This window comes from Streptomyces sp. NPDC104106 (genome assembly GCF_055584345.1).
On record NZ_JBVJMF010000004.1, the window covers coordinates 1 to 12,625 of the forward strand.

The 12,625-nt window shown below is 68.6% G+C and carries 10 protein-coding genes and 3 pseudogenes; 9 read left to right on the top strand and 4 right to left on the bottom strand.

Going from position 1 to position 12,625, the window contains the following annotated elements; all coding sequences use genetic code 11:
- Positions 1-147 (top strand): hypothetical protein (locus ACZ60X_RS10660; RefSeq protein WP_469597396.1); only part of this gene is annotated, 147 nt, incomplete at its 5' end.
- Between the two features lie 446 nt (positions 148-593).
- On the opposite strand, the gene ACZ60X_RS10665 is transcribed toward ACZ60X_RS10660, so the two are convergent.
- Together ACZ60X_RS10665 and ACZ60X_RS10670 are read right to left on the bottom strand one after the other, a co-directional pair.
- On the bottom strand, positions 594-1,712 hold the full coding sequence (locus ACZ60X_RS10665; RefSeq protein WP_469596046.1) for a fatty acid desaturase family protein: 1,119 nt from the start codon (positions 1,710-1,712) through the stop codon (positions 594-596).
- A gap of 7 nt (positions 1,713-1,719) precedes the next feature.
- Positions 1,720-2,784 (bottom strand): ferredoxin reductase, encoded by a 1,065-nt coding sequence (locus tag ACZ60X_RS10670; RefSeq protein ID WP_469596049.1) that lies wholly within the window; start codon positions 2,782-2,784, stop codon positions 1,720-1,722.
- A gap of 87 nt (positions 2,785-2,871) precedes the next feature.
- On the opposite strand from ACZ60X_RS10670, the gene ACZ60X_RS10675 reads away from it, so the two are divergent.
- Both ACZ60X_RS10675 and ACZ60X_RS10680 read left to right on the top strand, forming a co-directional pair.
- The gene (locus ACZ60X_RS10675; RefSeq protein ID WP_469596051.1) at positions 2,872-4,011 is read left to right on the top strand and encodes a PucR family transcriptional regulator; all 1,140 of its coding nucleotides are present in this window, start codon (positions 2,872-2,874) and stop codon (positions 4,009-4,011) included.
- Positions 4,008-4,136, top strand: coding sequence for a hypothetical protein (locus tag ACZ60X_RS10680; protein ID WP_469596054.1), 129 nt, complete (start codon positions 4,008-4,010; stop codon positions 4,134-4,136). The genes ACZ60X_RS10675 and ACZ60X_RS10680 overlap by 4 nt, the downstream gene beginning before the upstream one ends.
- 303 nt (positions 4,137-4,439) lie before the next feature.
- Here the strand turns inward: ACZ60X_RS10680 and ACZ60X_RS10685 are convergent, their stop codons facing one another.
- Complete coding sequence (locus ACZ60X_RS10685) at positions 4,440-5,528, bottom strand: hypothetical protein (RefSeq protein WP_469596056.1); 1,089 nt, start codon at positions 5,526-5,528, stop codon at positions 4,440-4,442.
- Between the two features lie 684 nt (positions 5,529-6,212).
- Here ACZ60X_RS10685 and ACZ60X_RS10690 point away from each other — a divergent pair.
- The 6 genes and pseudogenes from ACZ60X_RS10690 (at position 6,213) to ACZ60X_RS10715 (ending at position 12,168) form a co-directional block, all read left to right on the top strand.
- Positions 6,213-7,277: a transposase gene (locus ACZ60X_RS10690; RefSeq protein WP_469596059.1), complete on the top strand. Its 1,065-nt coding sequence runs from the start codon at positions 6,213-6,215 to the stop codon at positions 7,275-7,277.
- A 165-nt stretch (positions 7,278-7,442) separates the two neighbouring features.
- Positions 7,443-9,074 (top strand): annotated as a pseudogene (locus ACZ60X_RS10695) (transposase domain-containing protein).
- Positions 9,075-9,098: 24 nt separating this feature from the next.
- Positions 9,099-9,701 (top strand): annotated as a pseudogene (locus ACZ60X_RS10700) (transposase); the annotation flags it as partial.
- Positions 9,702-9,730: 29 nt separating this feature from the next.
- A complete protein-coding gene (locus ACZ60X_RS10705) occupies positions 9,731-10,153 on the top strand; it encodes a YciI family protein (RefSeq protein WP_469596061.1) in 423 nt (140 codons plus the stop codon).
- A pseudogene (locus ACZ60X_RS10710) lies at positions 10,150-11,399 on the top strand (RNA polymerase sigma factor). The gene ACZ60X_RS10705 and the pseudogene ACZ60X_RS10710 overlap by 4 nt, the downstream one beginning before the upstream one ends.
- A 313-nt stretch (positions 11,400-11,712) precedes the next feature.
- Positions 11,713-12,168, top strand: a complete 456-nt coding sequence (locus tag ACZ60X_RS10715; RefSeq protein ID WP_469596064.1) for a hypothetical protein — start codon at positions 11,713-11,715, stop codon at positions 12,166-12,168.
- A 144-nt stretch (positions 12,169-12,312) separates the two neighbouring features.
- On the opposite strand, the gene ACZ60X_RS10720 is transcribed toward ACZ60X_RS10715, so the two are convergent.
- Positions 12,313-12,450 carry a hypothetical protein gene (locus ACZ60X_RS10720; RefSeq protein WP_469596065.1) on the bottom strand — a complete coding sequence of 46 codons (138 nt, stop codon included), beginning with the start codon at positions 12,448-12,450 and terminating at the stop codon, positions 12,313-12,315.
- Positions 12,451-12,625: the final 175 nt, after the last annotated feature.

Below are 12,625 nucleotides of genomic sequence, written 5' to 3' on the forward strand. Positions count from 1 at the left end.
ATCGAGAAGACCCTGGCCACCGCGGCCGAGGAAGGCGTCGGGGACGCCCGCCAACTCGAACAACTCCTCGCCCGCGCCGTGGCGAACTGGGCGTTTCGCACCCACCGCCGCAAGCCCCTCGTCATCCCCGTCATCATCGACGCCTGAGCCACACCCGGGCAGGCGTCCGGGGGCGGTCGCCGATGTGCACGAGGTGAAACCCGGCGACGAGTCGGTCCTGATGTCCAGCCTCATCACCGGCCCACCGGGTCGGCCCGGGCGGCCCGGTGGCGAGCGCTGCGCCGGGTATCCCGCAGCTGACCTGCCGCCCGAGCAGCAACATGACGGCCACGGGGGACCAGAAACGCGGACAGCCCGGTGTACCGGCCAGAGGAGGAGAGAAAGTCCGTCAGACATGACGCTCATTTGGCGCTCCGGCCGCCTCACAGCCCGCGCCCAAGGCAGGAAAACCCCATGTGATCTGCAGATTCTCCTCCCGTCCACACGCCTTGTGACGTGTTTCCGATGACGCATCACGTGGAGTGCGTGGCGATTCTGGAGCCTGCGGGCAAGGGCGCCTGACCTCGGGTGCGTGAGCCAGGCGCTTGTAATAATCAGGCGGCGACGAGCTCCTGCTCACGGTCCGGCGTCTTGACCTCGGGCTTCTTGTTCGGCAGCGAGAGCCGGAAGACCTTGCGCCACGCGGAGAACACCTGTTTGGGCAGCGGTCCGGTGACGTACTCCAGCTCGTATTTCTCGAACAGCGCGCGCACCTTCACCGCGACCTCGGCGTACCGGTTGCTCGGCAGGTCCGGGAACAGGTGGTGCTCGATCTGGTGCGACAGGTTGCCGGTCATGAAGTGCACGGCCCTGCTGCCGCTGATGTTCGCCGAGCCCATCATCTGGCGCAGGTACCACTGGCCGCGCGTCTCGTCCTTGATCGACCGGCGCTCGAAGACCTGTACGCCCTCGGGGAAGTGCCCGCACATGATCACCGAGTGGGACCAGATGTTGCGGACCAGGTTCGCGGTGAACGTGGCGGTGAGCGTGGTGAGGAACGAGGGGCCCGACAGCAGCGGGTGGATCACGTAGTCCTTGAGTACCTGCTTGCGGATCTTGCGGCCCACAGCCTTGGCCCGCGCGCGGAACTCCGGGTTCTTGCGGCGGCGCTTGTGCAGGTTCTTGCCGAGCTCCAGGTCGTAGGCGGCGATGCCGTACTCGAAGAAGCAGGCGTTGATGAAGTTCCACAGCGGCTGGCCGAGGTGGAACGGGTGCCACTCCTGGTCCTCGTCGACGCGCATGATGCCGTAGCCGAGGTCGTTGTCCTTGCCGATCACGTTGGTGTAGGTGTGGTGCAGCTCGTTGTGCGAGTGCTTCCACTGGTCGGCCGGCGAGACGTGATCCCACTCCCAGGTCGTGGAGTGGATCTTCGGGTCCCGCATCCAGTCCCACTGGCCGTGCAGGATGTTGTGGCCGATCTCCATGTTGTCCATGATCTTCGCCACGGACAGCCCGGCGGTGCCGAGCAGCCACGCCGGCGGGAACATCGAGAACAGCAGCACGCCCCTGCTGACCAGCTCGAGCTTGCGCTGCGCCGAGATGACCCTACGGATGTAGGCGGCGTCTTTCTCGCCGCGGCTGGCGATCACCTCGTCGCGGATCGCGTCCAGCTCGTGGCCGAGCTCCTCGATCTGCTCCGCCGTCAGATGGGCGGTGGGGTCGATGGCGGTCAAGGTGCTCCTACCGTTCGATGTCGCAAGGGCCCGCCGCGGCGGACACACAGGTCTGGATGAGGACGCCCGGCTCGGCCTCGGTGATCTCGCCGGTACGCAGGTCTCGGACGGCGCCCGCCTTGAGCGGCGTGACGCAGCCGAAGCAGATGCCCATGCGGCACCCGGACGGCATGAGCACGCCGGCCTCCTCGCCGACGTCCAGCAACGGCGTAGCGCCGTCCGCGTCGACGGTCTTGCCGGTGGCGCTGAACGTGACCTCGCCGCCGCCGCATCCGTCGCCGGCGACGACGATGCCGGGGCGGAAGCGTTCGGTGTGCAGGCGCTCTTGGACGCCGTGCCCGCTCCAGTGCTCTTCGGCGGCGTCGAGCAGGCCCGTGGGCCCGCAAGCCCAGGTCTCGCGCTCGGCCCAGTCGGGCACGAGTTCGTCGAGACGGGCGATGTCGAGCATGCCGTCTGTGGCGGTGTGCACCTCGATGAGCCGCAGCTTCTTGTCCGCGACCAGATCGTGCAGTTCGTTGCGGAAGATCACGTCCTGCGGCCGTGGCGCGCAGTGGACCATGACGACGTCGTCGAACTCGGTGTCGCGCAGCATGCCCATCACGGGCGTGATGCCGCTGCCGGCCGTCAGGTAGAGCACCTTGGCGGGCTTGGCCTGCGGCAGCACGAAGTCACCCGCCGCCTGGTCGAGCTGGATCAACGTGCCCGATTTCGCCCTGCGGACCAGGTGGTTGCTGACCTTGCCGTCCGGGATCGCCTTCACGGTGATCGTGACGCGGCCGTCCTGGCGGTTCGTCGGCGAGGTGATGGAGTAGGCACGCCACAGGCGCACCCCGTCGACGTCGACCCCGATCCGCACGTACTGACCGGCTGTGTGGCCGCGCCAGCCCCGTCCCGGCCTGATCACGACAGTCGCGGCGTCATCCGTCTCGGGGTGCACGGCCTCGATGCGCCCCCGCAGATCGGTGCCCGCACGCAGTGGGCTGACCAGGTCGAGGTAGTCCGACGGCAGCAGCGGCGTCGTGACCATCTCCAGCAGTTTCCACGCCCTGCCGCGGAGGGCCGCACTCATCATGACTCCAGCTTGCTGCGCCTCAGGGCGTAAAGTCCTGACCGCAGGACGTGAATCTGGTCGGTTGAATTGTTCGCAGGGAACAAAGACGTGAGCCATGCAATCCGGAGGGCCAGCGAACTGGCCCTGGATGAGACGACGGTCACCGCACTGAGGGCCGCGCTGAAGACCACCGCCGACGAGGTCGTCCAGGCGATCATCGACGAGGTCCCTCCCTACGCCAACGCCCTTTCGGGCAGCATGGGCGGCACCATCCGCCGAGCCGTTCGCACCGCCCTCGGGCACTACCTCGACCTCGCGAGCGGGAACGCCGCGGGCGGCGACGGCGGTGACGCGGCCTACGAGCTGGGCCGCGGCGAGGTGCGCGACGGCCGTTCGATGGACGCCCTGCTCAGCGCCTACCGCGTCGGCGCCCGCGTGGCCTGGCGATGCCTGGCAGCGGGCGCCGTGTCCGCAGGTCTGCCCGCCGCCGAGGTCGCCAAGTTCGCCGAGCTGACCTTCGCCTACATCGACGAGCTCTCCGCCGCGAGCGCCGCCGGCCACGCCGACGAACTGGCCGCCCGGGGCAGGGCCCACGAACGCCACCTGGAACACCTGGCCCGCGACCTCCTCGCCGGCGCGAGCCCGGAGGTGCTGCTGGCCTCTGCTCAACGGGTCGGATGGCAGCCTCCGGTTACGCTGACCGCGGTCCTGCTGCCTGCCGCCCAGGCCCGGCCTGCCTACCGCGCGCTCGACCCGAGCACCCTCGTCCTCGACGATCTGCCGGACGCCACCGGGGTGCTGTTCGTCCCCGATGCCGACCGATCACATCTCTTGCGGCAGCTGACCGGCCGCACCGCCGTGGTCGGGCCGGCCCGGCCATGGACTCGTGCGTCCTCCTCGTACGCACGAGCCGTACGCGCGCGCTCCCTCTCCTCTGATATTCGCGACACCGAGGACCACCTGCCCGAGCTGGTGCTGAGCGCCGACGTGGACGCGTTCGCAGACCTGCGTGACCGAGCCCTCGCACCGTTGCGGACCTTGCCTGTCGCGACCGCACGGCGGCTGGAGGAGACGTTGCGGGCGTGGTTGCTGCACCAGGGCAGGCGGGACGAGGTGGCGGCGGCGTTGTTCGTCCATCCCCAGACCGTCCGGTACCGGATGTCGCAGCTGCGGGAGCTGTTTCCGGATCTCGCATCGCCACACCGGGTCCTTGAACTGACGCTGGCGGTCGGTCTTCGGGCCAGTTGACGCGTACTTCGACCGTCCACGAACTCCCGGCGGATCCCGGCATCGTGCTCGGTGTCTACCTGGACGCCCTTGCAGCCGGGACGGTTCGGGTGAGCGACGCGATCAAGGTGCAGCAGGTCGGCTGACAGGGAGCGTTCCACCACGAGTCGCCCACCTGCCGATCCGCCAGGCCCGCGTCCGGCACGACCAGCCACACCCGGTCGCGACTGAGCGGGAGTTGGCCGAGGAGGACGCCGGTCGCGTCGAGCAGGGTGGTGGCGAAGGCTGGAGCGACCGGGTGGAAAGGGCGGACTGTCGGCCGTGAGGCCCGTTTGACTCCCTGGGCACCCACATGCATGGCGATGGGCCACGAAATGGGATCTGACCTCGGGTTTTCCGAAGATCCTCCTGAACTGCGGTTGTAGGCGCACAATGTGCGGTGCGGGCGTTCAGTAGGTGGGACCGTAAGGGCTCCAGTGCCCGAGGAAGGGTTTCAGGTCGTCGGCCCGTGGGTTGGGAATGTCGGGCAGCCGGGGCGGTGTGTTCAATGGGTCGAGGCGCTCCACGGTGGCTGCTGCCCAGCTGATCCATTCCTCGGCGTCGGTTCTGGCCTGGCCCGGAGGCATGTCCTCGACTCGCGTGTGTACGGTGCTCACGTATTGGGTCAGTCGGGTGGCGTGGCGCCATGCCGCTTCCTGGGCTTCGAGGTGCCGGACCCGGTACGCCTCCGCGTACCGGGTGCGGGCTTGTTCCATGGCGGCTTCCCAGCGGATGCGTTTCTGGCGTGCCGCTTCGGCTTCGTCCTGGCGTCTGCGTTCGGCGGCTTCGCCGCGGAGGGTGACCTCCTGTGCGATCTCGGCGAGCTGCTCTTCGAGGGGGCGGCCGGGTGTGTCGGCCCATTCGCTCGCTCGGTGTGGCTGGCCGCCGCTGAGGATGATACGGAGGCGTTCGGAGGGGGTGTAGTCGAAGCGGGGGATTCTGACCCAGGAGTGCTTCTTGGCGTCGGTGAGTTCCTTCTCGGTGGCGACGTGCTCGGCTCGGTCCTGTTCCTGGAGTACGAGAAACCCCACGGGCTGGCCCTGTGCGGTGATGGTGAAGTGAGGATGTGCCCTGCGGCGGCGATGAGACGGGGGTGCGGAGCCGGTCTGCCCCGCCGAGCAGGTGTGTCCTTCGGCCTCGGCGGCGGTGATCAGTGCCTGGATGAGCCGGAGAGCGCGTCCTTGGACGGGCTTGGTCAGGCCCAGCGGCTGGCGTTCGTTCTGCATGGCCCGGATAACGGTGTGCGGCCGAGTGAGGCGCGAGGGCACGGAGACGGGGTCGAGGACGGCAAGGCGCCAGGCGGGGATGTCGACGAGCTTGATCTCGTACCCGTCGCGGCACCAGTTTCCGTACAGCTCCTTCGTCTCCGGAACCCTTCCGGACCTGCGTGCGGCGGCGACGCGGGACGGCCACTTCTCCAAGCCGGGACCGCTGCCGCTCTTGACGATCCTGCCGCCGGCCTCCGCGAGCTCCTGTAACAGCTGCTCCGTGAGCGTCACACGAGGATGTGAGGGAGGGCTTGGCTTCCGCTCGGTGGCCGGAGTTTCCTGCCCTCGGGTGGACTTAGGTCGTGGACCGGCGGCCTGGGTCTTCCGCGGGCGTGATCCGCGGGGAGGGTACGTGCCGTGCGCCAGGTAGTGCCGACCGGCGCTTGTCAGGGCGACGCTCCACTGCCCGCTCTTCCGGGAGACCGCCACCAGGCCACGGTTGTGGAGTGCCTGGCAGGTGGTCTTGTAGGAGCTTGTGTTCCATACGCCTGCAGGGCACCCGGCTCCCACCCACTGCAACACCGACAGCTGCCGCTCATTGACCCGCCGTTCCAATGGTCCGCCTTCGACTCGAAGTGACGCACGACGGCGGCATGGTGCCAGTTCCGGTGGCAGGCGACCGGTGCTTCGAGTCAATTCGCTCGAACGAGCGGGCTGACGTGGCTGGAGGCCGGCTGGGCCGAGAACCGTAGGTGCGTGCCTGTCCTACGGCGGGGTCTGACTCCTGAGATCCCTGACCGCGGTGTCCTGATCACACTGTGTCGACCGCCGGCCACGGGACAGCGCGCTGTTGGTCTCGGGCTGATGGACGTGTCTCGATAGGGGCTTGCCGGTAAGGCGTCATCACGATTCTGACCGTCTGCACGGCCCGCTGCCGGCTACGCGATAGGCCGTCGAGCCTGAAAGGGAACGAGCATGACCGGCACGTCCACCGCTTCGCGTCCTCGTCGGCGTCGGCCGACGGGGGAGGTGGTCCTGGGAGTGGACACGCACTGGGATGCCCATGTGGCCGCTGTGCTCTCCCCGGTGGGGGAGGTGATCGGCACCGAGGAGTTCCCGGCCAGCGCGGCCGGCTACCGCAACCTGCTGGGGTGGGCGAGGGCGTCGGGTACGGTGCGGCGGGCCGGAGTGGAAGGGACCGGTTCCTTCGGGGCGGCCCTGTCCCGCTACCTGCTGGCCCAGGACGTGGCCGTTTTCGATGTGAACCGGTTCGACCGGGCCGACCGCCGTCGGCTCGGCAAGTCGGACCCGCTCGATGCCGAGAACGGCTCGGGCGGTGCTGAGCGGGCGGGCGCGCGCCCAGGCCAAGGGGGCGACGGGCCGGTGGAGATCGCCCGGATGTACAAGCTGGCCAAGGACTCGGCGGTCAAGGCCCGCACCCAGGCGATCAACCAGCTCAAGGCCGTCCTCATCCGTGCCGATCCGCAGCTGAGGGAGGAACTTGCCGGGATGGGCAACGCAGAGCTCTTCCGCACCTGCGCAGGGCTCGTCGACGACAGCCTGCACCACGAGGCCGACGAGGGGGCGGTGCTCCACGCCACCCACGTCACTCTGGGGCTCCTGGAGCGGCGCATCAGGCAACTCAGCGATGAGGTCCAGGACCTGGAAGGCCGCCTGACCCGGCTGGTGGAACGCCACGCTCCCCAGTTGCTTGAGGTGGTGGGCGTCGGTCCGGACACGGCCGTCACTTTGCTGATCACGATCGGGGACAACCCGGAACGCCTGGGCAGTGAGGCGTCCTTCGCGGCGCTGTGCGGGGTCAGCCCGGTCGAGCGTTCCTCGGGCAGTCGGCGGTACCGTCGTCTCAACCGGGGCGGCGACCGGCAAGCGAACGCGGCCCTGCACCGGATCGAACTCATCCGGCGAACCGCGCGCACCGGCCGAAGGGCAGCCGAACTCCTGCTGATTTACGCGACATGGTGCCTCTTCGGTACGGCACTGAACGGAGCCATCGACCGTCAGAACCGCGGGTCGGTTTAGGCGCTGAAATGTGGGGCCTTGACCCAAGGCCGGGAAGTTAGCGTTTTCGCAGGTCCTGCAAAGCCGTTGGGGGTTCGAGGCGTAAGCACAACGGAGCTCGTTGGTACAGGCAGTCGACCAAGACAGCTTGTTACGTGAGGAGCTCCGTTGCGGGTTCATTTTGTCCTGCCGTCCGCGCTGGCGGCCATCACCCGTACGGTGCCCGTGGCGGCGGGCCGGTTTGCGCCGGGGCATCTGGGAGAGCTGACCGTCGTGGTGCCGTTCGAGCTGGTGGACGCGGTGCTGGCGGAGACGCGGACGGTGCAGCGGCGGTTGCGTGATCTGCCGTCTCGGGTCGGGGTCTACTTCCTGCTGGCGATGTGCCTGTTCCCCGAGGTCGGCTGCCGGCTGGTGTGGGACAAGCTCACCGCAGGTCTGGCCGGGATGCCGGTGGCCTCGCCGAGCGCGAAGGCCCTGCGGGACCTGCGCCGTAGGCTGGGGGCCGCACCGGTGCGGTCACTGTGCGAGGTGCTCGCCGGTCCCCTGGCCCGCCCGACGACGCCGGGAGTGCGGTTCGGTGCCTACCGGACGGTGTCCTTCGACGGCTGCAGTTCGCTGCGGGTGCCCGATTCGCCCGGCAACCGGGCCTGGCTCGGGCGGACGGCTCATCACGGCTATCCCACGCTAGAGTTGATGACGCTGGTCGAGACCGGGACGAGAGCGCTGATCGGGGCGGTGTTCGGCCCCACCGACGAGGGCGAGATCGCCTACGCCCTCCGGCTGCTGCACCTGCTCAGGCCGGACATGCTGGTGCGGTGGGACAAGGGCTTCGACGCCAACGGCTTCCTCGCCCAGGTGACCGCGACCGGCGCGAAGGTGCTGGGCCGGCTCCGCAGCAACCGGCGCACCCCGGTCCTGGCCCGTCTCGACGACGGCTCCTACCTGTCGGTGATCGGCACCGTCAACGTCCGGATCATCGACGCCGAGATCACGGTGACCTGCAGCGACGGCACCGTCTTCACCGGCTCCTACCGGCTGGTCACGACCTTGACTGATGCCCGCCGACACTCAGCCAGGGCGCTGATCAACCTCTACCACGAGCGCTGGGAACACGAGAGTTCGTACTTCGCGCTCCGCCACACGATCCTGGCCGGCCGGAACCTCCGCTCGGGCGACCGGGTCGGCCTCGAACAGGAGATGTGAGCCCTGCTCACGCTCTACCAGGCCCTACGGGCCGTGATGGTCGAGGCCGCCGAGTCCGTCCCCGGCACCGACCCCGACCGCTGCTGCTTCACCATCGCCCTGCAGACCGCCCGTGACCAGCTCATTCAGGCCGCCGGGATCGTCTCCGACGAGCCAGGCTCCCTTGGGCTGATCGGCTGGCGGGTGCTGGCCCGACTCCTCGCACCCCGCCGGCACCGGACCAGCACCCGCAAGGTCAAGTCCCCAATGTCCCGCTACAGCGAGCGACGCGACGACGGCCGTCCCGATCACAGCCGCACCATCACCGACCTCACCGTCAGCGTCCTCGAACCCGACCCCGAACAGCCGCCTTTGCCCAGGGCTTCCCGCGACGACCGCTACACCGCCCCAGCCCAGCGCCGACGACACCGGATTCTCGCCCTGCTGCAAGACGACCCGACCCGCCTGTGGAGACCCGCGGAAATCGCCGCCCACTTCGGTGACATCACCTTGCACACCATGTATCGGCAGCTGTCCCGATGGGCCGACACCGGGCTCATCCACAAACTCGGGCCCGGCCTCTACGCAGCCACTGCCTGGACCTCAACCCCCTTGCCACCAGCACAAACAGGCTAACTTCCCGGCCTTGGGTCAAGGCCCCTGGAGCGCTTTCCCGACCGGGTGTTCGCGTTCGACGAGTTCAGGCCGCTCGGCATCCGTCCCACCGCCGGATCTGGCTGGGCCACCGCCGGACACCCCGAGCGGCACCCCGCGACCTACCACCGCACCCACGGAGTCCGCTACTTCCACGGCTGCTACGCCATCGGCGACGACACGCTCTGGGGCGTCAACCGCCGCAAGAAGGGTGCCGCGAACACGCTGGCTGCGCTCAGGTCGATCCGCGCGGCCCGCCCGGACGGCGCCCCGATCTACGTCATCTTGGACAACCTCTCCGCCCACAAGGGCGAGCAAATCCGGCGCTGGGCGAAGAAGAACCGCGTCGAGCTGTGCTTCACCCCGACCTACCCGTCCTGGGCCAACCCGATCGAGGCCCACTTCGGCCCGCTGCGGCAGTTCACCGTCGCCAACTCCCACCACCGCAACCACACCGTCCAGACCCGGGCCCTGCACGCCTACCTGCGCTGGCGCAACACCAACGCCCGCCACCCCGACGTCCTCGCCGCCCAGCGACGCGAACGCGCCCGCATCCGCAGCGAGAAAGGCATCCGCTGGGGCGGACGCCCTCTCGCTGCTGCAGCCTGACCTGCGCCGCTGACAAGATTTCTCTGGTCGTGCTGTCGATTCTGTCTCCGGCCATTCGTCATATCTGCGCAACCAACCCGATGCATGAGGAGCGCACCGTGAAGTACTTGCTGCTGATCAACACCGCGTCGCCGGACTCCACCGAAGAGCGACCGGCCGAAGGACCGACCGTGGAAGAGTTCATGGCGTTCGAGAAGGCCGTCTCCGGTGCTGGCGTCAAGCTCGACGGCAACGCCCTGGACACCTCGAACGCGACCACCGTACGCGTCCGCGTGAATGGTGAGCGTGTCGTGACCGACGGGCCGTTCGCCGAGACCCGGGAGATCGTCGGCGGCTATTACTTGATCGATGTTCCCGACCTCGACGCCGCGCTCGACTGGGCGGCTCGGTGCCCCGGGGCCCGGCACGGCACCGTCGAGGTCCGCACGGTCTGGGAGCCGGATCAGTCGTGAACGAGCAGCGAGCGGCCCGCTCCGTGGAGGCGGTGTTCCGCGAAGACCGGAGTCGGCTGCTCGCCCTGCTCGCTGCCCGGTCGCAGACCTCGACCTTGCCGAGGAGACCGCCTCCGACGCGATCGAGGCCGCGCTGGAGCGGTGGCCGGTCGACGGAGTGCCGGACAAAACCACTGGCATGGTTGCTCACCACCGCACGCCGCAAGGCCATCGACCGGATCCGACGCGACCGCACATACGTGGAACGGCTGGCGGTGCTGCAGGTGGAAAGCGACCGGGCCGCCGCTGCGGTCCCCGCAGAGTCCGGCTTCGACGACATCCCCGACGAACGGCTGCAACTGTTCTTCACCTGCTGCCACCCCGCCCTCACCGGAGGCACAGACCGCGCTGACCCTGCGCCTTCTCGCGGGCCTGACCACACCCGAGGTCGCCCGGGCATTCTTGGTGCCCACCGCGACGATGGCCCAGCGCATCGTGCGCGCGAAACGCAAGATCCGCAATGCGCGCACCCCCTTCCGCGTCCCAGAGCCGGACGAACTGCCCGCGCGGCTGCAGCGTGCTCCGGGTCATCTACCTCATCTTCACCGAGGGGTACGCCGCCAGCTTTGGCAACGACCTCCTCCGCCCCGACCTGGCTGACGAAGCCATCCGGCTCGCTCGGATCCTGCGCCGGCTGCTCCCCCGAGAGCGAGAGACGACGGGGCTACTCGCGCTACTCCTTCTCACCGACGCCCGGCGCGCGGCCAGGATCGACGCGGCGGGAAGCCAGGTGCTGCTCGAAGACCAGGACCGCGCACTCTGGGACGCCGACCTCATCGCCGAAGGGCACCGGCTCGTCGTGCCGGCCCTGACCGGTCCCGGCGTCGGACCATACGCGGTGCAAGCGGCGATCGCGGCGCTGCACGACGAGGCGTCCGGCTTCGAGACAACCGACTGGCCGCAGATCGTCGCGCTCTATGACGTGCTGCTCCAGATCGAGCCATCCCCGCTCGTCGCACTGAACCGGGCCGTGGCCATCGCCATGCGCGACGGGCCCGAGGCGGGCCTCACCCTGCTGGACGACCTGACCGGGGCCGAGGAACTGCGCGGCTACCACCTGCTTCCCGCGGCACGGGCCGACCTGCTGAGAAGACTGGGCCGCACCAGCGAGGCAGCCACTGCCTATCGGGCTGCCCTCGAACTCGTCGGCAACGAACTAGAGCGTGCCACGCTCGCCCGCAGACTCGCGGAACTCACCGATCGGTGACCGGCCCTTGTGCCTCACGCGCACGAGATCCCGCTGATCCGCAGCGAGAAGGGCATCCGCCCGTGGCGGACGCCCTCTCGAAGCTGCCTCCTGAGCCACCCCGGCGAACCTATGCGGTCACAGCACTAGCAGTGGGCGGTGAAGAAAGGCTGGTCCGACCTGCGGCTTCGCCGAAATTGGTAAATGTTTCAACGGTTTTGCTGCTCGCTTGGACATGCCGGTCCGCCGCGCTCGGGCCAGCCTGGATGCGCGAGCCGTCCCGAATGGCCGACTCACTCCCAGGGGGGAACTCCGACCAGTCCAGGAGACCCACATGAGCGTCACCCGAAGCCATCACACCACCCGTGCGCTTGCCGCCGGCGCCCTGTCCGCCGCCCTACTGTCGACTGGTACGGCCGGAGCGGTCGCAGCGACCGGGACGCTGGCCCCCAAGCCCACCATGACCCGCACCGGCATGCCGAGCGTGAAGCCGTCGCGGACACCGACCGCGATGGGCTCGATCACCGTCTCGGCCAACCGCAAGGCCGTCAAGGTGGGCAACACCGTCGTGTTCACCGGCCGGGTCAAAGGCATCAAGGCCGGTTCCATACTGGTGCTCCAGCACAGGCACAACGGCAAGTGGACCACGCTGAAGACCACCGCCGTCGTCAACAAGAACGGCACCTACACGATCAAGCGGACGTTCACCAAGAAGGGCACCGAGCAGGTGCGGGTGGCGACCAAGTCCGGTACGTTCCACTCCGCGCCGCTCACCGTTCAGGTCAGTTGACGGCGAGCTGGGGCGGAGCTGCAGCCGATCGTGGCGCAGCCGGACTCGAGCGGGGCTGGGCAGCATCGACCCGTCCGGCCCCGCTGGCGTGTCAGCGCGCGGATGGTGGGCATGCGCTTTGTGAATTGCGGGTGAAAACGTCAGTCATTCGGCCTGTTCCGGTGCCGTCTGCCCTTCTGGAGAAGGTGCTTGAGGTGGCGGGAAAAGAAGATCCTCCAGCGCGGACGTCCCGAACAGAATGAGGATGAGCGCCACCGGGACGAGCAGAGCTATCACGGTCACGACGCCTCCCTGCTGCAGCGATCACAGCCGTTGCTTGGCGGCAACCTGGTCACGCTCACCTTGCGGCCGAACGGGGTACGCCGCACATCGGCGCGGGAGCCGTGTAGGCCGATCGGGTGACGTCTGGTCGTGCAGGTGCGCTAGGGGATAGTGGTGGTGATCGTTGAGGGGAGGC